Below are 21,633 nucleotides of genomic sequence, written 5' to 3'. Positions count from 1 at the left end.
GGCAGGGCTGGCGCGCCGCCGCCGCGCCGTGCCAGGCTCGACCCCGTGGCTGCACGTATCGAGGACTACGCCCTGCTCAGCAACTGCCGCACGGCCGCGCTGATCTCGACAGCGGGGAGCGTCGACTGGCTCTGCCTGCCCCGCCTCGATTCCCCGTCGGTGTTCGGTGCGATCCTCGGCGACGAGGCGCACGGACGGTGGCAGGTGCGACCGCAGGATCCGGATGCCGTCGCCACCCGCCGCTACGACGGCGACACCTTCGTGCTCATCACCCGCTGGGAGACCGCGGATGCCGTCGCCGAAGTGCACGACTTCATGCCGATCGGACTCGACCCCGATGTCGCGATCCGACGGACGGACCTGCTGCGTCGCGTGATCGGCATCCAGGGGCGGATGACGTTCGAGCAGCGTCTCAGCATCCGCTTCGACTACTCGCGGGTGATGCCCTGGGTGCGGCAGACGGGAACCGATACCGAGCCGTGCCTGGTCGCGATGGGCGGGCCGGATGCCGTCGCCGTTCGCGGCGCGGCCCTCGAAGCCGTCGACCATCAGCACCGGGGTGAGCTCAAGGTGAGGGCAGGTCAGGTGCGCGACCTGCAGTTGACGTGGTTCCCTTCGCACCGTGACGTCCCCGAGCCGCTGGACGCCGAGGCGGAGATCGACCGCACGAAGGACTGGTGGCAGAGCTGGGCCGACCGCATCGCACACGACGGTCCGCGACGGGGCGACGTCGTGCGGTCGCTGCTGATCCTGCGGGCGCTGAGCAATCACGAGACCGGTGGCATCGCGGCCGCGGCCACCATGGCACTGCCGGAGGAGATCGGCGGGGAGCGCAATTGGGACTACCGGTACGTGTGGCTGCGCGATGCTGCGCTCACGCTCGAGGCGCTGCTCGATCACGGCTTCGTGCAGGTGGCGGGGGACTGGCGCGAGTGGCTGCTGCGGGCGGTCGCCGGTGATCCGGCCGACCTGCAGATCATGTACGGACTCGCGGGCGAGCGCGACCTCGTCGAGCGGGTGCTGCCCGAGCTGCCCGGGTACGAGAAATCGGCGCCGGTGCGGCTCGGCAACGGCGCCGCCGCACAGTACCAGGCGGATGTCGTCGGCGAGGTGATCGTCACGCTGTCGGCCGCACGAGCGGCGGGGCTCACCGAGTCGGAGTTCTCGTGGCCGCTGGAGCGGCAGCTCCTGCGGTTCGCCTCGGAGCAGATCGAGCGGCCCGATCAGGGGCTGTGGGAGATCCGCGGCGAGCCGCACCTGTTCACCCATTCGCGGGTCATGATGTGGGCGGCCTTCGATCGGGCGGTGCGCGCGGTCGAGGACTACGGACTCGACGGGCAGGTCGATCGGTGGCGGGGACTGCGGGATCGGCTGCGCACGGAGATCGATCGTGACGGGGTGGTCGACGGGCACTTCGTGCAGTATTACGGCACGACTGAGGTCGACGCGTCGCTGCTGCTGCTGCCTCAGGTCGGGTACTGCGCGCCGGATGATCCGCGGATGCTCGCCACGGTGGAGCATATCGAGCAGACGCTGATGCCCGATGGGCTCGTGCGCCGATACCGCACCGGAACCGGTGTCGATGGGCTGTCGGGGTCGGAGGGGGCGTTCCTCGCCTGCTCGTTCTGGCTGGTCGAGCAGTACGCGACGACGGGTCGGCATCAGGAGGCGCACGACCTCATGGACCGCCTGTGCGGGCTGGCCAACGACGTCGGGATGCTCTCGGAGGAGTACGATCCGGTCGCCGGGCGGCAGCTGGGCAACACTCCGCAGGCGTTCTCGCACCTCGCCCTGGTGCGGGCGGCGGATGCTCTGGCAGAGGCCGCGCAGCGGCCGAGGTGATCGGCAGGAGCAACCGGGCCCTTCGATGAGGCGTCAGGTCGCGTCCGAAAACAGGTCAACCGCGCGAGATCATGAGGAAATCGGCCAGAGTTTCCTTCTTCGGCGCGGTTGACCTGTTTTCGGCAGGGCGCGAGACGCAGCCCGGATGCGACGATGCCCCGCCGGCTCCGAGGAGCGGGCGGGGCAAAGCGAGGATCTCAGGCGCTGAGGATGACCGACTCGGAGATCGGACGGCGCACACGCGGGGCGGTCTCGCCCTGCTGCAGACCCTCGGGCAGCTCGGAGGCGTCACCCAGCTCGCCGAGGGCGATGACGGTGGTCGCGGTGAAGCGCGGGGCGAGATCGGCGAACTCGCGGACGACCTCGGGGTCGAAGCCGCTCATCTGGTGCACGAGCAGACCGTCGTGGTGCGCCTGCACCGAGAGGTGCGCGACGGCCTGGCCCAGGTCGTAGACGGCGTGGCTGATCGGCTTGCCGTCTTCGGACTCGGTCTCGGCGATCGCGACGATCAGGACGGATGCCTTCGAGGCCCACAGCTGGTTGAACTCGACGAGCGAGTCGACGACCTGCGAGAAGAGCGCGGTGCCGCGGTGGGCGACGATGAAGCGCCAGGGCTGCAGGTTGTAGGCGGACGGCGACCAGCGCGCAGCCTCGAGAGCGGCGTTCAGCTTGGCGTCGTCGATGGTGTTCTCCGCGTCATAGGCGCGGGTGCTCCAGCGAGCGGCGAGCACGTCGAGGACGGGGTGCTCGGTGGGGGCGGTGCGGTCGATCACGGGAGCGCTCACGGTAGTGCCTTTCGGAAGGAGCGGATCGGACTCCTTCGTCCGGCGTACGAGAGCCGAAACGCATACATGCGGATGCATATTCCCGGATATTCCGAAGATGACACAGAACGTCATCTTCGGGGCCGGCGGACGGCGTGCCGCGCGACGGCTTACTCCGGAAGCAGCGCCCCCGCGGCCTCGGCCAGCGCCGCGCGCACCGCCTTGATCGACGGCGCCTCGGCCGAGACCCGCCGGGCCGACGAGAAGATCTCGCGTCGCGGTGAACCGGGCAGGGGAGCGAGCGCGACCGTCGGTGCATCGCCGGCCCAGACGAGATCGGGCAGCAGCCCCACCGCGAGTCCGGCCCGTATCAATCGGACGTGCGTCGTGAGGTCCGCGACCTCGAAGTGCACGTCCGGCTCGAACCCCGCTCGTCGGCACAGTTGCTCGGCCCAGGCGCGCGAGGCGGTCCCCGCGGGCTCGAGCACCCAGGGCTCATCCGCCGCCGCGCGCAGCGCCGTGCCGGCATCCGTCTCGTCGTGCGCGCGGCGGCCCAGCATGATCGCGTCGTGGGTCAGCACCACCCGGTCGAGCTCCGGCTTGAGCGGCCGCTGATGATCGGGATACTGCTCGGCGAGCATGAGATCGAAGTCGCGGCTGGCCACGCCTTCGAGGCTCGTCTCGGGATCGCTCTCGGTCACGTCGACCCGCAACGCCGGATGCCGTTCGCCCAGGCTCAGCAGAGCCGGCGGCAGCAGCGCATGCGCGGCGGTCTGGAACACCGCGATGCGCACGGTGCCGGTGACCTCGGTGAGCGATTCGGCGACGGCCACCTCGGCGTGCTCCAGCCGATCCAGGATGCCGATGGCCTCGGCGACGAGGACGTTCCCCTGCGGAGTGAGTTGCACGCCGCGCCCGACGCGGCGCAGCAGCGCGACCCCGACCTCGCGTTCGAGTGCGGCGAGCTGCTGCGAGACCGTGGCCTTGCTGTACGACAGCGCATCGGCGACCGCGGACAGCGTCCCCCGGTGCGAGAGCTCGACGAGCATCCTCAGTCGATTCACGTCGAGCATCCGGCATCCCATCGTTTGATTCAACTGAACGATTATCTCTCAAAAGGGTTGATAGACGTGATGCTATCTGCGATCGGACAATGAACCAGCAGCGCATGTCCCGAGTGCGCGCCCGTCTGGAAGGCAGCCGCAGATGTCCGTCGTCGATACCGCACTCCCTCGCACCGAAGAAGTCGCCGCTCTCGTGCAGCGCTGGCTCGCCGAGAGCGAGACGCACCCGGTCGAACCCGCCGCTCAGCGTCTGTCCGAGGTGCTGAAGGATCCGAACGGTCTCGACTTCACGGTCGGCTTCGTCGACGGCGTCATGCGACCGGAAGACCTGAGCGTCGCCGGCCGCACGCTCGCCGAGCTCTCGGAGATCACCCCGACCCTGCTTCCCGGTTACCTGCGTGCCGCGATCAAGGCCGGCGGCTTCTTCGCGCCGAAGATGCCCGGCGTCGTCGTGCCGATCTCCCGCCGCGTACTGCGCGCCATGGTCGGCCACCTCGTGCTCGATGCGACCCCTGCCAAGCTGGGGCCGGCGATCGCGAAGCTGCGCAAGAGCGGCAACCGCCTGAACCTCAACCTGCTCGGCGAGGCCGTGCTCGGCGAGCGCGAGGCCGGCCGGCGCCTGCAGGGCACCTACGACTTCCTTGCGCGAGACGACGTCGACTACGTGTCGATCAAGGTGTCGAGCGTGGTCAGCCAGCTGTCGATGTGGTCGTTCGACGAGGCCGTCGCAGACGTCGTCGAGAAGCTCACCCCGCTGTACCGCCTCGCCGCCGATGCCGAAGCGTCGGGCAAGGCGAAGTTCATCAACCTCGACATGGAGGAGTACCGCGACCTCGATCTCACGATCGCCGCGTTCACGAGCATCCTCGATCAGCCCGGACTGGAGGACCTCGAAGCCGGCATCGTGCTGCAGGCGTACCTGCCGGATGCGCTCGGAGCCATGCAGCGCCTGCAGGAGTGGGCGGCCGCGCGGCGCGCGAAGGGCGGCGCGCCCATCAAGGTGCGCGTCGTCAAGGGAGCGAACCTCGCGATGGAAGAGGTCGACGCGAAGATCCATGGCTGGCCGCTCGCGACGTACAGCACCAAGCAGGACTCCGACACGAACTACAAGCGCGTGCTCGATTGGGCGCTCACTCCAGAGCGACTGGATGCCGTGCGCATCGGCGTCGCGGGGCACAACCTGTTCGACATCGCCTTCACCTGGCTGCTCGCGAAGAACCGCGGAGTGACCGATGCCGTGGAGTTCGAGATGCTCCTCGGCATGGCCACGGGGCAGGCCGAGGCGGTGCGCAAGGACGTCGGCAACCTGCTGCTGTACACGCCGGTCGTGAACCCGGCCGAGTTCGACGTCGCGATCGCGTACCTCGTGCGCCGCCTCGAAGAGAACGCCAGCTCCGAGAACTTCATGTCGGCCGTGTTCGAGCTCGCCTCGAACCCCACTCTGCTCACCCGGGAGCGTCAGCGCTTCGAGCGCTCGCTCGCGGCCCTCGAGGCCGACGGCTCCGAGCCGACCCCGAACCGCGTGCAGGACAGGGCTGCCGAGAACGCCCTTCCCCGGTCCCTGAGCGAGGAGCGCAGCGACGAGACGAAGGGCGCTTCGCTCGCTCAGGAACCGACGAAGGGCGCCGCCACGGGGTTCGCCAATCAGGCCGACACCGACCCTGCGATCGCCGCGAACCGCGCCTGGGGGCGCGCGATCCTCCGCCGCTCGACCACGAGCACGCTCGGGGTCGACGCGATCACCCGTGCCCGGATCGACACCCCCGAACAGCTCGACCGCGTCTTCGCGACGGTGGCGGATGCTGCGGCATCCTGGGCCTCCCGTCCTGCCGCCGAGCGCGCCGCCCTGCTGCATCGCGCGGGCGATGAGCTCGCCGCGCGTCGTGCCGAGCTCATCGAGATCATGGCGCACGAGGCGGGCAAGACGATCGCCGAGGCCGACCCCGAGGTCAGCGAGGCGATCGACTTCGCGCACTACTACGCCGAGCGCGCGATCGAGCTGGACGCCCTCGACGGTGCCGCCTTCGTGCCGTCGAAGGTCACGGTCGTGACTCCGCCCTGGAACTTCCCCGTCGCGATCCCGGCAGGCGGCGTGCTCGCCGGACTCGCCTCCGGCTCGGGCGTCGTCATCAAGCCCGCGGCGCTCACGCAGCGCTGCGGCGCCGTGATGATCGAGGCGCTGTGGGCCGCCGGCATCCCGCGCGATCTGCTCGCGCTGGTCGACGTCGACGAGCGCGAGCTCGGCACCCAGCTCGTGTCGAGCCCGATCGTCGACCGGGTGATCCTCACGGGTGCCTACGAGACCGCCGAACTGTTTCGCTCGTTCCGGCACGACCTGCCGCTGCTGGCCGAGACCAGCGGCAAGAACGCGATCATCGTGACGCCGTCGGCCGACCTCGATCTCGCCGCCGCCGATGTCGCCCGCAGCGCCTTCGGCCATGCGGGTCAGAAGTGCTCGGCGGCGTCGCTGGCCATCCTCGTGGGCTCGGTCGCGGACTCGAAGAGGTTCGAGCGCCAGCTCGTCGACGCGGTGCGGTCGATGCGCGTCGGTCTGCCGTCTGACCCCGCGACCCAGATGGGACCGATCATCGAGCCCGCTGCGGGCAAGCTCCTCACCGCGCTGACCACGCTAGGCAAGGGCGAGCGCTGGCTCGTCGAGCCGAAGAAGCTCGACGACGAGGGCCGCCAGTGGACGCCCGGCGTGAAGACCGGTGTCGCCCCCGGATCGACCACGCACCTGACCGAGTTCTTCGGACCGGTGCTCGGCATCATGCGCGCCAAGGACCTCGATGAGGCGATCCGCCTGCAGAACGCGGTCGACTACGGCCTCACGGCCGGCATCCACTCGCTCGACTCCGCCGAGGTCGCGACCTGGATCGACCAGGTGCAGGCCGGCAACCTCTACGTGAACCGCGGCATCACCGGTGCGATCGTGCAGCGTCAGCCGTTCGGCGGCTGGAAGCGATCGGCGGTCGGCGCGGGTGCCAAGGCCGGAGGCCCGAACTACCTGTTCGGTCTCGGCGAGTGGAAGGCGTCCGACCTGCCGGCCGTCGCTCCGGATGCTGCGCTCTCGGCCCCCGTCGCCGCACTGCTCGCCGCGGCTCGCGATCTCGACCCGGTCGAGGCCGAGTGGCTGCGCCGGGCGGCGGCATCCGACGAGCGGGCGTGGGTCGATGAGTTCGGGACGGTCTCCGACAGGTCGGGCCTCGGCGTGGAGCGCAACGTGTTCCGCTACCGGCCGACGGCGGTCGACGTGCGCATCGCCGAGCATGCGCCGCTCGCCGACGGCATCCGGGTCCTCGCGGCGGCGCTGCGCAGCGGCGGCCCGTTCACGGTCTCGGCGCCCGCCCTGCCCTCCGCGGTCGAGAAGGCGCTGCGGGCACAGGGAGTGACGATCACGCACGAGAAGGATGCCGCGTGGGCGAAGCGCTACGCGAAGTCGGCCCACGGCTGGCAGCGGGTGCGCCTCGTCGGCGGGGACGCATCGGCGCTGTTCGAGGCGCTCGGCGGCAGCCCTGACGTCGCGGTCTGGTCGCACGAGGTCACCGGCGCGGGCCGCGTCGAGATGCTCCCGTTCCTGCACGAGCAGGCCGTCTCGATCACCAACCACCGCTTCGGCAACCCGACCTCGCTGTCTGAGGGCGTGGTCTGAGGCGCGTTCGCCCGAATCCCCCCGACCCGGTGTGCTCGCGTCGACCCAGTGCTCTGATCGCGCAGGGAAGGCACCGGGTCGACGACAACGCACAGGGGGATGAGGAGGCACCGGAGCGGATGCCGCGGCCCCCGCTGAACGCCCAGGCCCCCGCTGATCCACGTGAATCAGCGGGGGCCTCGGCGACGAGCGGGGGCGTCGAGGATGCGTTGTCGGTGCCGCGGACCGGGGGTGCGCCTCAGCCGCGCAGCGCCTCCGCGAGCTTGACCTTGCCGCCCATGCGCAGCAGGGAGTTCTCGTAGATCTTCGCTCCGATCGCGATCGCCGCGACGCACGAGGCGAGCAGGATCACGAGCGAGAGCAGCGGCTCCCACCACTGCGCCTCGCCGACGAACAGTCGCATCGGCATCCCCACCGGCGCCGAGAACGGCACGTACGACATGATCGTCAGCACCAGCGAGTTGTCGTTGAAGACGATGACGAGGATGTACGGCGCCATCACGAGCATCGTGATCGGCATGGTCGTCGAGCCGACGTCCTCCTGGCGCGACACCATGGATGCCGCGGCGGCGAACAGCGAGGCCAGCAGCACGAATCCGAACAGGAAGAACACCGCGAACCAGACGATCGGAGCCCCCAGACTCGAGAGCACCTCGTTCTGCCCGGTGACGATGAGACCGATGGTCGCGACCGCGGCGATCGCGAGGATCTGCGCCATCGCGAGGATCGTGTTGCCGATCACCTTGCCGGCGAGCAGTGTGCGCGCCGAGATCGACGAGAGCAGGATCTCGACGACGCGGGTCTGCTTCTCTTCCACGACGCTCTGCGCGATCGTGCCGCCGAAGGTCGAAGCGGCCATGAGGAAGACCAGACCGAAGCCGATCGCGATGAAGTAGCGCAGCAGCGGGTTCGTCGTCGCGGGCTCGAGGATCTCGACGTCCGGCGAGACCGACAGGCCCGAGACGAGCGAGCCGGGAGCGTTCTCCAGGGCGATGATCGTGTAACCGGTGGCGCCGTCGCCCGGGAGGACTGCCGCCTCGACATCGCCCGAGCGGACGAGCTCCTCGGCCTCGCCGCGGTCGGCGACCTCGGTGACCTCGACGTCCGGCAGCGCACTCACGATCGAAGCGGTCTGCGAGGTGGCGGCGACCTTCGTCGCCTCGGGGTTCGCGCTGGTGAAGCCGCTGATGAGAATGCCGGCCAGGGCGACGAGCAGCAGGATGCCGGTCGAGATGAGGAACGACTTGCTGCGGATCTTCGACGACAGCTCGCGCTCGGCGACGAGCCAGATGCCGCTCGCGGTGCTGAGGGGGGCGGGGGTGCTCACTGGATGACCTCCTTGAAGATCTGGGCGAGAGACGGATGCTTGGGTGCGAAGCTCGCGACATCGCCGCGCTCGACGGCCGTGCGCAGCACGCGCTGCGCGGTCTCGGGGCCGTCGGCGTCGAACAGTGCGTAGCCGCCCTCGAAGTCGAGCACGGTGACGCCCGGCTCGGTGCGCAGCCAGCCCGCGTCGGATGCCGAGACCAGCTCGTAGCGATCGCCGGCGTGCTCGGCACGCAGGGCGTCGCGGGATCCGGCCGCGCGGATCGTACCGCCGGCGAGGATCACCAGGTCGTCGCACAGGCGCTCGACCACGTCGAGCTGGTGCGAGGAGAACAGGATCGCGGCGCCCTTCGCGGCACTGGTCTGCAGTACACCGGCGACCACGTCGACCGCGAGCGGGTCGAGGCCCGAGAAGGGCTCGTCGAGGATGAGGACCTCGGGGTCGTGCACGAGCGAAGCAGCGATCTGCGCGCGCTGCTGGTTGCCGAGCGACAGCGACTCGATCGTGTCGTTCAAGCGCTCTTCGAGGCCCAGCTCCGTGAGCAGCGCGGTCGCCCTCGTCGTGGCATCCGTCCTGCTGAATCCATGCAGGCGGGCGAGGTAGACGATCTGCTCGAGCACCTTCATCTTGGGGTACAGGCCGCGCTCCTCGGGCATGTAGCCGAAGTGCCGGCGGGCGGCCGCGGTCAGGGGGGTGCCGCCGAGCTCGACGCTGCCGCCGTCGGCGGAGAGCAGACCGAGCACGATCCGCATGGTCGTGGTCTTGCCGGCGCCGTTGCCGCCGACGAAGCCCGTGAGGCGCCCGGGGGCCACCTCGAACGAGACGTCGTCGAGCACGCGCCGCGAGCCGTAGCTCTTGGTGATGCCGCTCAGTACGAGCTTTCCTGTGGTCACTTCGGCTCTCTCCGTCCGCTTCGTCTGCCGTGTGATTCTCACGGTACGGAGCAGGCGGTGGCGGAGGCATCCCCCGTGCGGGTGATCGTGCGCTCTCCCCCTCACGGGGGATCGGAGGAGGTCGCGGGGGACGGTGTCGCCCAGGCGGCGACTCAGCGGGAGGTGAACACCGCGAACATCGCCATCGCGAGGGGGATCAGCGCTCCCGCGGCCACGATCCCGACTCCGAGGATGAGCACGAGCCAGGGTCCGCGACGGCGCAGCCGCCGACCAGGGGCGGCGACGCCTGGCGGTGTGAGCAGTTGCGTGGGAACGGCGAACGGCAGCGCGGGGGTTGTCGGGGGACTGGCACCGGGGTTCACCCCGACCACAGGCGCTCCGCCCGGCGCCATCTGCAGGCGCTCGTCGCGCCACCGCGCCCACTGGTCGAGCTTGACGAGCAGAGCCCCGACGGCGCCGAAGAGCCAGGCCCACGTCGCGGGGTCGAGAGTCGACACCGACCGGCGGGTGTACAGGAACAGCCAGTCGTCGACGATCTCGACGTCGAGCTCCGCCGCGTGGTGGACGAAGCGCGCCATGATGTCGGGCGTGAAGAGGTACAGAGCGTCGGCCTCGTATCCGGCCGGGCAGTACAGCGAGAAGTACCGGTCGAAGTCGCCCTCGAGCGACAGTCGCTGGTCACGCGTGAACCCGGAGGCGATGGTGTTGCCGAGTGCGTTGTTGCCGAGCGCGTCGAGCACGATGTTCGGCAGTGGCACGTCGAGCTTCACCGCGACGTAGCCCCAGCGGTGGGTCTGGGTGTTCTTGCCGTTGCTCGTCGTGTACTGATAGTTGGCGAACTCGACGAAGCGCGGCACCGTGCCACGCAGCGCGTCGGTCGCCATCCGGCTCGACCCGGTGTGGAAGATCATGCCCGGCAGCGGCGGGTCGTCCAGGCGATCGCGATACGTCATCGCGTTGGCCGTCGCGAATCGGGTCAGCCGCAGACGCGTGGTGTCGCGGAGGCGTCGGGCGCGCCTGCTCAGCAGGACGCCGCCGATGATCGCTCCACCGAGCAGGAGGATGCCGAGCATCCCGGCGACGGCCGATCCCACGCTCCCGCCGATCGCATAGCCGGCTCCCAGGACGAACAGCGAGCCGATCGGCACCACGATGAGGAACGCCATCGCGCAGATGACCCAGACGATGATCGTGACGGCTGTGGAGGTCTTCTTCTCGCTCGCCGGCCGCAGTCGCGCGAACGCCTCGACCTCGGCAGGGTCGACGGGGTCGACCAGGGGTCGGGCGTCGAAGGTGCCCGGGGGCTGTGCAGGAACCGTCACCCGACCACGGTAACCGCTGAGTGCGTCGCTCGCTCAGCGCCGTCCCGCATGCAGCGCCGTGCGGACCACGAGCCCGGCGACCAGCGCCCAGAACGCCGCGCTCACTCCGAGCAGGGAGATTCCGGATGCTGCCACGAGAAAGGTGACGACCGCGGGGATGCGCTCGCCGGGGTCGTCGATCGCCTGCTGCACAGACGAGCCGAAGGCTCCGAACAGGGCCAGGCCCGCGACGGCCGGGATGACGGCATCCGGCGCGAGCAGAACGAGGGTCACGAACGCCGCGGAGCATCCGCCCAGCACCAGGTACGAGACGCCCGTCGACACGCCGGCGACCCAGCGCCGCTTCGGGTCGGGGTCGGCGTCGGGGGCGGCGGCGAGGGCGGCGCTGATCGCGGCGAGGTTGATCGCGTGCCCGCCGGCAGGGGCCCCGATCGCGGTGCCGAGGCCGGTCACGAGCATCGCCGGACGCCACGGCACCTCGTAGCCGAAGCTGCGCATGATGGCGATGCCCGGCACGTTCTGCGACGCCATGGTGACGATGAACAGGGGCAGCGCGATGCCGATGGCGGCGCCGACCGTGAACGTGGGAGCGGTGAGCTCCACCCGCGGCAGCAGCAGCGCGGGGTCGAACGGTGCGCTCTGCTGCACCAGCGTGACGGCGACGACGATCGCGGCGGTCACGAACGCGAACGGCACCGCCCAGCGCGGGGCCAGGCGCGAGAACACGAGCCAGGTGAGCACGACGGGGACGACGCCCCACGGGTTCTCGACGAGTCCGCTGATCGGGGCGAGGCAGAGCGGCAGCAGGACTCCGGCGAGCATCGCCTGCGCGATCGAGGGCGGGATGCGCGCGATGAGGGCGCCGAGGGCGGGCCACAGCGCGGTCAACAGGATCAGTGCCGCAGCGAGCAGGAACGCTCCGACCGCGGCGGGCCAGCCGCCCTCGACCGTGCCGGTGGCGGCGAGGAGAGCTGCTCCGGGGGTCGACCAGGCCGCGGTGATCGGCATCCGGTAGCGCCAGGCGAGCACGATGCAGGCCGCGCCCATCGTGAGGCTCGCCGCGAGCAGGCCGCTCGCAACCTGGGCTGTGGTGGCGCCGACGGCGCCGAGTCCCGTGAGGACCACCGCGAACGAGCTGGTGAACCCGACGAGCGCCGTCACCACGCCGGCCAGGATCGGACGGGAGAGCGAGGTGGCGCCGGGCATAGCGACGAGGGTATCGCGGGCGTGCGCTGCCGTGAGCCTCCGGGGTGTTCGAGCCAGCCCGCCGACGCCCCCGCTGAGCGTCCACACCCCCTCTCATCTGCGTGAATCAGCGGGGCGTCGTAGCTGAGCGGGGGCGTCGGCCGGGGTGCGGGTGCGGGCGCGAGCGAGGCGCGGCCCGGACAGGCGAGCGCGCGTGAGCGCGGCTCAGGCGAGTCCGCGGCGGTGCGCGATCACGACCGCCTGCACGCGGTCGCGGGCGCCGAGCTTCTGCAGGATCCGCGAGACGTGCGTCTTGACCGTGGCCTCGCCGATGAACAGCGCCCCCGCGATCTCGGCGTTGCTCTGCGCATCGGCGAGCAGCTCGAGCACCTCCGCCTCGCGCTCGGTGAGCGGCTCCGGAAGCTCCGGCCACCCCGTGGACGCGGCTGGCGCGGTGGCGGGAGGAACAGCAGCGGGAGAAGCGGATGCCGGTGCCTGCGCGAACCGCGCGAGCACGCGGCGCGTGACCTCGGGCGACAGCATCCCGTCGCCGGCCGCCAACGCCCGCACCGCCGTGAGCAGGTCCTCGGGGCCGGCGTTCTTCAGCAGGAAGCCCGCGGCTCCGGCATCCAGCGCCTGATACAGGTAGTCGTCGCGGTCGAAGGTCGTCACGATGGCGATCGCCGCGGCCACGCCGGGGTCGGCCACGATGCGTCGGGTCGCCTCGATGCCGTCCATGTCGGGCATCTGCACGTCCATCGTGATGACGTCGGGCTGCAGAGCGGATGCCTGCGCCACGGCATCCGCTCCCGTGGCGGCCTCGCCGACGACGGTGATATCGGGCTGGCTGTCGAGGATCGTGCGGAACCCGGCCCGCAGCATCGCGTGGTCGTCGACCAGCAGCACGCGGATCATGACACCTCCTGAAGGGTGGGGGAGAACGGGACCCTGGTGCGCACGCGCAGGCCGCCGGATGAACGGGGCGTCACCTCGATCGTGCCACCGGATGCCGCCGCCCGCTCCCGCATGCCCAACTGGCCGAGGCCGGGGCGCAGCTGTGTGACGTGGCGGCCGGTGTTGACGATCTCGAGTTCGACGGCGCCGTCGTCGTAGCGCAGGCGCACATCGGCCGTGGCACCGGGACCGGCATGACGGCGGGCGTTGGTGAGCGATTCCTGGGCGATCCGGTACAGGTTCACGGCGATCAGCGACGGCACCGGCGCCGGGTCGCCGATCACGTGGAAGGCCGAGGGCAGTCCGGCATCCGTCGAGGCGTCGACGAGGGCGGGGATGTCGTCGAGGCCGAGCGTCGACGCGGCATCCGTCGTCTCCCCGCCGGGGGTGCGCAGCGTCTCGAGGAGCTGGCGGAGCTCGTGGATCGCGTCGCGGGCCGAGGACTCGATGCCGAGGAGCATCTGCTTCGACGCGGCGGGATCGCTCTCGGCGACGAGTCGCGCAGCGCCCGCCTGCACTCCCATGACCGAGACGTGGTGGGCGACGACGTCGTGCAGCTCTCGGGCGATGCGGACGCGGTCGAGGGCGACGGCCTGCGCCGCAGTGACCTCGCGTTCGCGCTCGAGTTCGGTCGTGCGTTCTTCGAGGACCGATCGCTCGGCTGCGGCGGCCCACGAGCGCTCGCCGAAGTAGTATGCCCCGCCGAAGTAGAGGGCGTTGATGAGGATCTGGATCATCATGTACGCCACGTAGGGCGAGAAGGCCCCGGCGGCGACGTCGATCTTGTCGGCCTCGGTGATCGCGTCGCGGTACATCGTGATGATCAGCCACACGAACATGCCCGTGATGATCGCGACCCGCATGAGGAACGCCCGGCGGCGGTCGCCGACCCACGCACCGACCGTGTAGAGGCCGACGAACATCGCGATGTTGCCCACGTAGATCTCGGGGATGCGCAGGCTGACCGCGGCGAAGTACGCCACCGACACGATGACCGCGACCGTGCACGGCCAGCGGCGGCGCACGGTGAGCGGGGCCGAGATGACGACGGCGTAGATCAGGGCGGTCCACAGCGGAAGCGCCTCGTCGCCGTAGACCAGCGAGATCGATGAAAGTGCCGCGCTGAGCACAGCACCGACGAACAGGACACCGCCGAGGATGACGTCGCCGCGCAGTTCGCGCTCGGTGGGCGTGCGGGTGAAGGACATGCCCTCCACGGTAGAGGGAGGCGCGCGGGCGGGCATCCCCCGCGCGGCGGATCGTGGATCGGGCGTCGCAGCCGTCGGATGCTCGCGCCGCGGCATCCGGAATACCCGATGTTCTCTTGACAGCGGAGTCGAACAGGACGAACTTGGCTCCTGGGTCGGGTTCACCGGCCCGCATCCGCTCGTTCGAGGAGTCCTCATGACCGCCGTCTTCGTCAACCTTCCGACCACCGACCTCGAGCGCAGCAAGCGGTTCTACACGGCGATCGGATGCGAGATCAATCCGCTGTTCACCGACGAGAACGCCGCGTGCGTGGTGTGGAGCGAGGACATCTACTTCATGGTGCTGAAGCGCGACTTCTTCGCCACGTTCACCGACAAGCCGATCGCCGATCCGCACCAGGTGGCCCAGGTCTCGGTGTCGTTCTCGCGCGAGTCCCGTGAGGCCGTCGATGAGATCGCCGAGAAGGCGCTCGCCGCGGGTGGCGCCGAGCCGAAGCCCGCGCAGGACTACGGCTTCATGTACTCGCGCGACATCGACGACCCCGACGGCAACTCGCTGGGCTTCCTGTACATGACGCCCGAGGCCGTGGAGAACGGTCCGGAGCACGTCGCCGACACCGCCGCCGAGTGAGGTGACCCCGTGACCGGCCGCGTCATCATCGACCTGTTCACCAGTCTCGACGGCGTCGCTCAGGCACCAGGCGGGCCCGAGGAGGACACCAGAGACGGCTTCCCCTACGGCGGCTGGCAGGCCGGATATCCGAGCGAGGCGGTCATGCGCAGTGTGACCGCGGGCATGGAGACGCTCGACGCGCTGCTGCTCGGGCGTCGCACCTACGACATCTTCGCCGGGTACTGGCCGCAGCACACCACGGGGCCGGAGGGCTTCATCGGACAGCTCTTCAACCGCGTACCGAAGTACGTCGCCTCGCGCGATGCGGGCATCCGGCTCGACTGGGAGGGCAGCTCGCGCGTCGGAGACGACCTGGCGTCGGAGATCGCGGCGCTGCGCGAGAAGCACCAGGACGTGCACGTGATCGGCAGCGTCGATTTCGTGCAGACCCTGCTCGCCGAGCGGCTCTACGACGAGCTGCAGCTGTGGGTGTATCCGGTCGTGCTCGGCCAGGGGCGCAAGGTCTTCCCCGACGGCGCCGCGCCGTCGAGCATGAGGCTGCTGCACGCGGAGTCCGGGGACGGCGGCGCCCTGCTGCTGCGCTACGCGCCGGTGTCGGGCGAGGTGCGCACCGGGAACATGGCGGCGTGACAGGGGTCAGGCGGAACTGAATGTGGGTTCAGTTTCTTCCGTCCGCCGCAGCTCTACCCCTAAGTTCAAGCTGGTGCTGCCACATCATCGGCAGCCGCTCGCTTCCGAAGATCGACGCCTGGTGCGGCCGACCGACGGCTGGTCAAGGAGGACGCCGATGGTGTCGCAGAGGAATCCACGATCGATGGTTCGTGCACTGCTCGCGGGAGGCGCCGCAATGGTGCTCGCGCTGAGCGGAGCGGCATCCGCTGTCGCGGCGGAGGCTCCGACCTCGACCGTCAGCGGAGTCGTCACCGCGGAGGACACCGGTCTGCCGCTCGCAGGCGTGTCCGTCTTCGTGAACAGCACGGATTTCTCGTCGAACGGCGCGGACTCGACTAATGCGGATGGCACGTATGCGGTCGCCGGTCTCGAACCGGGCGAGTACACGGTCCGCTTCGCCACCGACAGCACGGGGACCGACTATGTCTCCGAATACTGGAACGGCGTGCACAACTGGTCGAGTGCGACACGGATCACCGCTGTCGGCGGCGACGAGATCACCGGCGTCGACGCGTCCCTCGTGCTCGGAGGGTCCATCTCCGGCACGGTGACGCGGGCTGAGGATGCGACCCCCGTCGCGGGCGTCACCGTGTCCTTCGTGTCGGATGCCGGAGGCGAGACACGCTCGGCGACGACGGATGACGCGGGGCACTATCGCTCGGTCGGACTGCTTCCGGCGTCGTATACCGTGCGGTTCGACTCGCCGGATGAAGCACTCGCCGACGAGTACTGGAACGGTGCCAAGGATGCATGGTCGGCGACGCGCGTCGCGGTCGTCTCGGGGCAGGAGACGACGGGGGTGGATGCGTCGCTCACCGGCGTCGCGACCATCACAGGCTCGGTCACGCTGGCTGACGGCAGTCCTGCGACTGGGTTTGTCAGCGTGAGCGGGCCAGACAGCGCCGATGCGAGCGTGCCGATCTCCGCGGACGGCTCCTATCGGCTGCCGTTCTCGCCGGGATCTGTGACGGTGTACTTCCAGAGCGACGATCCCCGAGTGCTCTCCGAGTACTGGGAGAACGCCGGCTCGCCCGAGACAGCGACTCCGGTCAGTGTCTCCTCGGGCCAGACGGTCGTGCTCGATGCCCAGCTCGAAGCGGCGGGCGTGATCTCCGGCGTGGTGCGTGGCGAGGACGGCCCCCTGTACGACGCGATCGTCGCTGCCTCGAAAGATGGCCAGGTCGTGGGAATGGCGTACACGAAGGGTGACGGCAGTTACTCGATCTCCGTGCCGGCCGGCACGTACACGGTCAGGGCCGAGAGCGGCTATGGCCCTGGTGCGGTGCATGCTCCGCAATACTTCGATCACGCGGCGACCTGGGCCGACGCGACGGCGGTCACCCTCGTCTCCGGCGGTGAGGCGGCCGGGACCGATTTCGACCTGACGGTCGGCGGCGACATCGCCGGCACAGTACGGACGGATGACGGCGGAGTCGTTGCCGCGGACGTCGTGGCGTACCTGTGGAGCGGTGGGCAGTGGCGCGAGGTGGCCCGCACCGAGACGAACGGCGTCTACTCCTTCTCATGGATGGGGGCTGAGGTCGGAGGCGGTGTGCTTCCGGCCGGGACGTATCGGATCGGCGTCGAGGCCGACGGCTACTGCCCGCAGTTCTACGGAGGAGCGTTCGACATCCGCGACGGCCACTCGATCGATGTCGCTTCGGGCAGCAGGATCACCGGTGTCGACGTGGAGCTCGCTGTCGAGTGCGTCGTGCCTGAGACGGAGCCGTCAATCGCCCTCGATCGCTCGTCCGTCGAAGCGGGCGGAACGGTCGCCGTGACCGGCGAGCGGTTCCAGCCCGGCGAGGTCGTCGAGTTCGAGCTGCATTCCGACCCGATCGCGCTCGGGACGTTGACCGCGGATGCCGACGGTCGGGTCGCGGGTTCCCTGACGATCCCTGCATCCGCCCCGGTGGGCGCGCACACGCTGGTCGCGCTGCACGACGAGGGCGGCGTGCAGGCGAGTGCCGCGCTGCAGGTGACGGCGAGGTCGGGCTCAGGTGGATCGGGGTCGGGGTCAGGGTCGGGGCCGACGGGCGGAGGCGCGGTCACCGCGCTGGCGACGACCGGTGCGGAGCTTCCGATGGCTGCGGTCACGCTGGGCGCGGTTCTCGCAGTGTTCGGAGTCGCGCTCGTCCGGCGGCGCAGGATCAGCTGAGCACATCGACGAATGGGTCGTATCGCTGCGCTTCTGGTCGGAATGACCGTGATCGTTGTCGGTGCGTTGATCGTTCGCCATCGGCAGCGCCTCAACGCGTCGAATCAGCGAGTGCAGGAGAGGCTGTCCACGTAGAGATCAGCCGAGCATCCGCTCGATCACCCGGGCCACCCCATCGTCATCGTTCGACGCGGTGACCTCGTCGGCGGCATCCTTCACGACGTCATCGGCATCCGCCATCGCGACGCCATGGCCGGCCCAGCGCAGCATCTCGACGTCGTTGAGCGCGTCGCCGAAGGCGACCACGTCGGACCGGGAGATCCCGAGGTGCTCGCAGAGCCGGGCGAGGCCGGTCGCCTTCGTCACGCCCTCGGCCATCACCTCGACGAACGGCGCACCCGAGAGCGTGGCCTCGAAACCGCTGAGCCCCAGGTCGCGCAGCGTGTCGAACAGCACCGCGGGTGCGAGCTCCGGATGCCGGATCACCAGCTTCAGGCTCGGAGCAGACAGCACCTGGTCGAGCGGCACCCCGCCCATCGACTGCGGCTCGCGCTTGTGGTCGGTGAAGTCCGCGACCGCGGCGTAGCCGTCCTGTGCGACGAAGGTCTCACCGCCCTCGCGCACGCTCGCGAACAGCAGACCGGGGATGCTCTCGCGCAGAGCCTCGGCGAGCGGACGGATGACATCAGACGGCAGCTCTTCGACGAACAGCAGGCGTCCGTCGGTCAGATGCGTCGCGAACGCGCCGTTGCTGCACAGCGCCCAACCGTCGAACGCCGCGTCGGCCGCGATCGCCCGCAGGCCGATGGGCTGTCGCGCCGTCACCGGAACCACATGGATGCCTCGCGCTCGCGCCGCATCCAACGCCGCCCGCGTGCGCGGGGAGACCGCGGATGCCGAGGTCAGCAGGGTCCCGTCGAGGTCGGTCGCGATCAGGCGGAGGGGCATGAGGGCTATCTCGTCTCTTCGTTTCGTCTCGCTTCGCGGTTCCTCAACGACCTAGGAAGGGCGTTTCGTCTCGCTCCGCGGTTCCTGAGCGAGGAGCGCAGCGACGAGACGAAGGGCGCTCAACGACCGGGGCCGCTCAACGACCGGGCTCGCTCAACGACCGGGGGTGCTCAGGCGAAGATCATGGGCAGATCGTCGTCGTCTTCGGCGCCGCCCGTTCCGAGACGGCTGGCGTCGAGATCGACCACGACCGGCACGTGATCGCTGGGCTGCTCGCCCTTGCGCTCGTCGCGGTGGATCGAGGCACCGGTGACGGCATCCGCCAGCGTCTTCGATCCGAGGATGAAGTCGATCCGGATGCCCTCGTTGCGAGGGAACTTCAGCCGCTGGTAGTCCCAGTACGTGTAGCCCTCGGGCAGCAGCGGGCGCACGACATCGCTGACCCCGACATCCGTGAACGCGAAGAACGCGTCGCGCTCCTGCGGCGAGACATGCGTGGAGCGGCCGACCACGATGTCGGGGTCGCCGTTGTCGTGGTCGAAGGGGATGATGTTGAAGTCGCCGACCAGCGCGAGAGGCAGCTCGGGGTTCGCCGACAGCTCGGCCGCCGTCGACTTCTTGAGCTCCTCGAGCCAGTGCAGCTTGTACGCGTAGTGCGGGTCCTCGAGCGAGCGGCCGTTCGGCACGTACAGGCTCCATACGCGCACGCCATCGACGATCACGCCGAGCGCGCGTGCTTCGAGCGGAGCATCCGGCCCCTCGTGTCCCTTCGCGAAGCCCGGCATCCCGTCGAATGCGGTGCGCACATCGCTCATCGGCAGGCGGCTCGCGATCGCGACGCCGTTCCACTGGTTCAGGCCGTGCACCTCGACGTGGTACCCGGCCTCTTCGAACGGCCCATACGGGAACTGCTCGGGCTTGCACTTGATCTCCTGCATCGCCAGCACGTCGATGTCCTCGCGGACGGCGAAGTCGACGGTGCGGGTGACGCGGGTGCGGATGGAGTTGACGTTCCAGGTGGCCAAGCGCATGGTTCCCAGCCTAGTTGCGGGCACGGACAAGAGCCCGCCGACTCATATCGAGAGGACATGTCCGCGCCTTCTACACTGGATGCCGTGACCGCACTCGACGCAGACCGCCAGACACTCCTCGACCTCATCAAGGATGAGGCGGTGTTCCATGGCGACTTCACCCTCTCCAGCGGCAAGAAGGCGACGTACTACGTCGACATGCGCAAGCTCACGCTCGACCACCGCGCGGCTCCCGCGATCGGACGCATCATGCTCGACCTGATCGCCGATCTCGACGTCGTGTCGGTCGGTGGTCTCACGCTCGGCGCCGACCCGATCGCGAACTCGGTGCTGCACGCCTCGGTCGCGACCGAGCGTCCGCTCGACGCGTTCGTCGTGCGCAAGGAGCCGAAGGACCACGGCCGCGGTCGCCAGATCGAGGGCGCCGACGTCAAGGGCAAGCGCGTCGTCGTGCTCGAAGACACCTCGACCACGGGGCAGTCCGCGCTCAAGGCCGTCGAAGCCCTGCGCAAGGAGGGCGCTGAGGTCGTCGCCGTCGCCGTGATCGTCGACCGCAAGACCGGGGCGCAGGCCGCGATCGAAGCCGAGGGACTGGAATGGCGCGCAGCCTTCGACCTCGACGACCTCGGACTCGACCCCCAGTGACCCGCTACGCCCTCGCCGTCGACATCGGCGGCACGAAGATGGAGGCCGCCCTCGTCTCGGAGGACGGCACGCTCGTCGAGGGCAGCCGCAGTCGGCAGCCCACCGGGCGAGAAGCGACGTTCGCGTCGCTGACGGATGCCGTCGCCGCGGTCGTCGCGCACGCGCTGGGCGCTCTTCCTGCGGGTGCCGAGCTCGCCGGCGCCGGCATCGGAAGCGCCGGCCCGATCGACCGCGAAGCGGGTGCGATCGTGCCGGTGAACATGCCTCATGCTCGGGGCTTCGGGCTGGCGGATGCCGTGCGTGGCGCAGCATCCGACGTCCTGGGACGTGAAGTCCCGATCGTGTTCGGCCACGACGGTGGTGCGCTGGCTCTCGCCGAATCCTGGCTCGGCGCGACGAAGGACGCCCGGTCCTCGCTCGCGATCGTCGTCTCGACGGGTGTCGGCGGCGGGTTCGTCGTGAACGGTGCGTACGTGCCCGGAGCGACCGGCAATGCCGGGCACCTCGGCCAGGTCCGCCGCGAAGGCGGGCTCACGCTCGAGGAGATCGCCTCCGGACCGGCGAGTGCGGCGTGGGCGCAGCAGCAGGGCTGGACCGGATCGACCGGTGAGGACCTCGCCCGCGACGCGGCTGCCGGAGTCGAGATCGCCCGCGCGGCGATCGAGCGTTCGGCCCGCGCGGTCGGTGAGGCGCTCGCGGATGCCGCGACCCTCGTCGACCTCGATACCGTCGCGATCGGCGGCGGATTCTCGCGGGTGTCGGCGGACTACATCGACCTCGTGCAGCAGGCGCTCACCGCGAGCGCGGCCCACGAATACTCTCGGCGCACCCGCGTGGTGCGCTCGGGACTCGGCGACGAGGGTCCGCTGATCGGCGCTGCCGCGCTCATGCTGCGGTAGGGGCCGGGACTGGTTCCAGGGGCTGGCGCTGGTGCCGGTGAGACCAGTGTCGTGGTGTGAGACCGACGTTCCCGGCTGAGACCGACGATTCCGCGTGAGGTGGACGCCCTGCGCGTCGGTCTCGCCCAGGCTTGTCGGTCTAAGCCGAGGAGCTCTCGGTCTCACGCGAGACTGCCGGTCTCAAGCGAGGTGGTCGGTTTCAAGCGAGGTGGTCGGTTTCAAGCGAGGCTGTCGGTTTCGTGATCGAGCGTCGGTTTCAACGAGTGCACTCAGGTGAGACCGATGACTTCCCATGAGATGGATGCTGTTTGGGGTGACCCGGTTTTGGTGGAGTCTTGTTCTCGGGTGATTTTGATGAACGAACGAGATAGGCCGCGGGCGCGGCGTGCGGGTGAGCACTATTCGATGGAAGAGCGTTCCGCGGCAGTCAAGCTT

The 21,633-nt window shown here is 69.7% G+C and carries 17 protein-coding genes; 7 read left to right on the top strand and 10 right to left on the bottom strand.

Annotated elements, in window-relative coordinates:
- Nucleotides 1-45: 45 nt before the first annotated feature.
- Nucleotides 46-1,842 carry a glycoside hydrolase family 15 protein gene (locus tag ACI3KS_RS13415; protein WP_404919041.1) on the top strand — a complete coding sequence of 599 codons (1,797 nt, stop codon included), beginning with the start codon at nt 46-48 and terminating at the stop codon, nt 1,840-1,842.
- Between the two features lie 197 nt (nt 1,843-2,039).
- On the opposite strand, the gene ACI3KS_RS13410 is transcribed toward ACI3KS_RS13415, so the two are convergent.
- Complete coding sequence (locus ACI3KS_RS13410; RefSeq protein WP_404919040.1) at nt 2,040-2,627, bottom strand: nitroreductase family protein; 588 nt, start codon at nt 2,625-2,627, stop codon at nt 2,040-2,042.
- A 149-nt stretch (nt 2,628-2,776) separates the two neighbouring features.
- Nucleotides 2,777-3,679, bottom strand: a complete 903-nt coding sequence (locus tag ACI3KS_RS13405; RefSeq protein WP_404919039.1) for a LysR family transcriptional regulator — start codon at nt 3,677-3,679, stop codon at nt 2,777-2,779.
- Between the two features lie 133 nt (nt 3,680-3,812).
- Here ACI3KS_RS13405 and ACI3KS_RS13400 point away from each other — a divergent pair, with 133 nt between their 5' ends.
- Nucleotides 3,813-7,322 (top strand): proline dehydrogenase family protein, encoded by a 3,510-nt coding sequence (locus ACI3KS_RS13400; RefSeq protein WP_404919038.1) that lies wholly within the window; start codon nt 3,813-3,815, stop codon nt 7,320-7,322.
- A 238-nt stretch (nt 7,323-7,560) separates the two neighbouring features.
- Here ACI3KS_RS13400 and ACI3KS_RS13395 read toward each other — a convergent pair whose 3' ends face one another.
- The 6 genes from ACI3KS_RS13395 to ACI3KS_RS13370 form a co-directional block, all read right to left on the bottom strand.
- Complete coding sequence (locus tag ACI3KS_RS13395) at nt 7,561-8,649, bottom strand: ABC transporter permease (protein WP_404919037.1); 1,089 nt, start codon at nt 8,647-8,649, stop codon at nt 7,561-7,563.
- Complete coding sequence (locus tag ACI3KS_RS13390) at nt 8,646-9,542, bottom strand: ABC transporter ATP-binding protein (protein WP_404919036.1); 897 nt, start codon at nt 9,540-9,542, stop codon at nt 8,646-8,648. The genes ACI3KS_RS13395 and ACI3KS_RS13390 overlap by 4 nt, the downstream gene beginning before the upstream one ends.
- A gap of 152 nt (nt 9,543-9,694) precedes the next feature.
- Entirely contained in the window at nt 9,695-10,864 is a 1,170-nt protein-coding gene (locus ACI3KS_RS13385; RefSeq protein WP_404919035.1) for a hypothetical protein, read from the bottom strand.
- A gap of 33 nt (nt 10,865-10,897) precedes the next feature.
- Nucleotides 10,898-12,070 (bottom strand): benzoate/H(+) symporter BenE family transporter, encoded by a 1,173-nt coding sequence (locus ACI3KS_RS13380; protein WP_404919034.1) that lies wholly within the window; start codon nt 12,068-12,070, stop codon nt 10,898-10,900.
- 204 nt (nt 12,071-12,274) lie between these two features.
- Nucleotides 12,275-12,964, bottom strand: a complete 690-nt coding sequence (locus tag ACI3KS_RS13375; RefSeq protein WP_404919033.1) for a response regulator — start codon at nt 12,962-12,964, stop codon at nt 12,275-12,277.
- A complete protein-coding gene (locus tag ACI3KS_RS13370; protein ID WP_404919032.1) occupies nt 12,961-14,211 on the bottom strand; it encodes a sensor histidine kinase in 1,251 nt (416 codons plus the stop codon). The genes ACI3KS_RS13375 and ACI3KS_RS13370 overlap by 4 nt, the downstream gene beginning before the upstream one ends.
- Nucleotides 14,212-14,407: 196 nt before the next feature.
- Between ACI3KS_RS13370 and ACI3KS_RS13365 the strand changes: the two genes are divergently transcribed.
- The 3 genes from ACI3KS_RS13365 to ACI3KS_RS13355 all read left to right on the top strand — a co-directional run bounded on the left by ACI3KS_RS13365 (nt 14,408) and on the right by ACI3KS_RS13355 (nt 17,675).
- Nucleotides 14,408-14,842: a VOC family protein gene (locus ACI3KS_RS13365; protein ID WP_404919031.1), complete on the top strand. Its 435-nt coding sequence runs from the start codon at nt 14,408-14,410 to the stop codon at nt 14,840-14,842.
- A gap of 9 nt (nt 14,843-14,851) precedes the next feature.
- Nucleotides 14,852-15,475 carry a dihydrofolate reductase family protein gene (locus ACI3KS_RS13360; protein WP_404919030.1) on the top strand — a complete coding sequence of 208 codons (624 nt, stop codon included), beginning with the start codon at nt 14,852-14,854 and terminating at the stop codon, nt 15,473-15,475.
- A 157-nt stretch (nt 15,476-15,632) separates the two neighbouring features.
- A complete protein-coding gene (locus tag ACI3KS_RS13355) occupies nt 15,633-17,675 on the top strand; it encodes a carboxypeptidase regulatory-like domain-containing protein (protein ID WP_404919029.1) in 2,043 nt (680 codons plus the stop codon).
- A gap of 138 nt (nt 17,676-17,813) precedes the next feature.
- Here the strand turns inward: ACI3KS_RS13355 and ACI3KS_RS13350 are convergent, their stop codons facing one another.
- Both ACI3KS_RS13350 and ACI3KS_RS13345 read right to left on the bottom strand, forming a co-directional pair.
- The gene (locus tag ACI3KS_RS13350) at nt 17,814-18,623 is read right to left on the bottom strand and encodes a Cof-type HAD-IIB family hydrolase (RefSeq protein ID WP_404919028.1); all 810 of its coding nucleotides are present in this window, start codon (nt 18,621-18,623) and stop codon (nt 17,814-17,816) included.
- 170 nt (nt 18,624-18,793) lie between these two features.
- Nucleotides 18,794-19,654: an exodeoxyribonuclease III gene (locus ACI3KS_RS13345; protein ID WP_404919027.1), complete on the bottom strand. Its 861-nt coding sequence runs from the start codon at nt 19,652-19,654 to the stop codon at nt 18,794-18,796.
- Between the two features lie 57 nt (nt 19,655-19,711).
- Here ACI3KS_RS13345 and pyrE point away from each other — a divergent pair, with 57 nt between their 5' ends.
- Together pyrE and ACI3KS_RS13335 are read left to right on the top strand one after the other, a co-directional pair.
- Complete coding sequence (gene pyrE / locus ACI3KS_RS13340) at nt 19,712-20,299, top strand: orotate phosphoribosyltransferase (RefSeq protein WP_404919026.1); 588 nt, start codon at nt 19,712-19,714, stop codon at nt 20,297-20,299.
- Nucleotides 20,296-21,198: an ROK family protein gene (locus tag ACI3KS_RS13335; RefSeq protein ID WP_404919025.1), complete on the top strand. Its 903-nt coding sequence runs from the start codon at nt 20,296-20,298 to the stop codon at nt 21,196-21,198. Before pyrE ends, ACI3KS_RS13335 begins: the two co-directional genes overlap by 4 nt.
- The last annotated feature ends 435 nt before the right edge of the window (nt 21,199-21,633 follow it).

It is taken from the genome of Microbacterium sp. ZW T5_45 (assembly GCF_044987415.1).
GTDB lineage: Bacteria > Actinomycetota > Actinomycetes > Actinomycetales > Microbacteriaceae > Microbacterium.
The sequence above is the reverse complement of the archived record's forward strand: the minus strand, read 5'-3'. Positions and strand labels throughout refer to the sequence as shown.